Source organism: Dyadobacter alkalitolerans DSM 23607, assembly GCF_000428845.1.
GTDB classification, from domain to species: Bacteria; Bacteroidota; Bacteroidia; order Cytophagales; family Spirosomataceae; genus Dyadobacter; species Dyadobacter alkalitolerans.
This window is the reverse complement of sequence record NZ_AUAS01000049.1, coordinates 1-1,533: the sequence shown is the minus strand read 5'-3', so window position 1 is coordinate 1,533 and position 1,533 is coordinate 1. Positions and strand designations below refer to the sequence as shown.

The following is a 1,533-nucleotide window of genomic DNA, read 5'->3' as shown; positions in this document are numbered from 1 at the left end:
GTCGAGTCGAAACAGTTGCACTTGAAAGTACGGGTGTGTATTGGAAAAATTTATTTAACATGCTGGTTCAAAATGGATTCGAGGTGTGTTTGGTTAATGCCAGACATACACGTAACGTGACCGGAAAGAAGACCGACGAAAGTGACGCTGCATGGATTCAACGTCTGCATAGCTGTGGACTACTAAACAGCAGTTTCTTGCCAGATGATCAGACAGAGACTTTGCGCACAATCGTCCGTCACAGGCGAAATCTAACAAAGGATAGTTCGACCTGTATCAATCGGATGCAAAAATCACTCGAGCTCATGAATTTAAAGATACACACGGTGCTCAACGACATTACCGGTAAAACAGGAAAAGCGATTGTTGAAGCCATAATCAGTGGAGAAAGAAATGCTGTTAATTTCCTTCCGTTAATTGACAAACGCGTCAAAGCAAGTTCGGACACGATATGCAAATCCTTACAAGGAAACTGGCGCGCTGAACACCTTTTCCTGCTTAAACAGTCATATACCATGTACAAATTTATCCAGGAGCAGATCGCCCTTTGCGATGGAGAAATTGAAGGTGCGCTACAACTCATGGTGGCACAAAAGCACGACGGCATTATTGAAAAGCTATCCGTAACAGCGAGCTCGTCAGTAAATGTGTCCAAAAAGAAGACAAATAAAAGCCATCCTGCTTTTAACACCCGAGAGTACTTAAAAACAATTCACGGCACCGACGTTATAGAGATTTATGGGATAAGCTCAACCGTTGCACTGGAGGTATTGGGTGAAACGGGAACCGATCTGAGCAAGTGGGCTACTGAGGAAAAGTTTGTGAGTTGGCTGAATCTATGTCCCAACAGAAAGGTATCCGGCGGTAAACTGATCAGTAGCAAGTTGCTGTCGAAAAAAGCTAATCTCGCCTCACAGGCTTTTCGTATGTCCGCAAACAGCTTATTATCCAGCAATAATTGGTTGGGTGACTATTTTAGAAGAATGAGAGCAAAAGGTGGGCATAAGTACGCAATTGTGGCTACGGCCAGAAAGATCGCGATCATCTATTATAGAATGGTCAGGTATAAGCAAGCCTTTACGCCGTTCGATTACGAAGAGTACAAGGAAAAGTACAGACAAACAAAAATTGCGAACCTAGAAAGGGCCTTAAAACGCTTAAAAGACATAGCCGCGTGAGAAGTTATATGGTAGACCTAACGCTTTTTTTAAGATTTCGCGGTCAGTTTTTAAGCGCTCGTTCTCAGCACGTAGTTTTGCTACTTCGCCAGCCAACTTTGCTGCTCTGTCGCTAACCTTTTCTCCGCTATTCGATTTTGTCTTTTTTGTTGCCATCCTTTTCCAACGATAGAGAACATTCTCGGCAATTCCAAATGACTCCGAAATTTCCTTCGCACTTCTGCCCGAAGTCAACATCCTGGTCATTTCTTGCTTGAAATCAGCATCGTAGCTCCGACGAGTCTTTAATGATTTGGGGTCTTTCATTCTGCATCATAATGTGCAAAAATGTGTGCCGTTTTTTGGAGCCACCTCA

2 protein-coding genes are annotated in these 1,533 nt (G+C 43.4%); one reads left to right on the top strand and one right to left on the bottom strand.

Annotated features, from left to right (window positions below):
• Positions 1-1,178, top strand: a 1,178-nt coding sequence (locus G395_RS0127115; RefSeq protein WP_026632867.1) for an IS110 family RNA-guided transposase, incomplete at its 5' end; no start/stop codon positions are given.
• Here the strand turns inward: G395_RS0127115 and G395_RS0127110 are convergent.
• Complete coding sequence (locus G395_RS0127110) at positions 1,158-1,484, bottom strand: transposase (protein ID WP_026632866.1); 327 nt, start codon at positions 1,482-1,484, stop codon at positions 1,158-1,160. The two genes, G395_RS0127115 and G395_RS0127110, sit on opposite strands and share 21 nt — an antisense overlap.
• Positions 1,485-1,533: the final 49 nt, after the last annotated feature.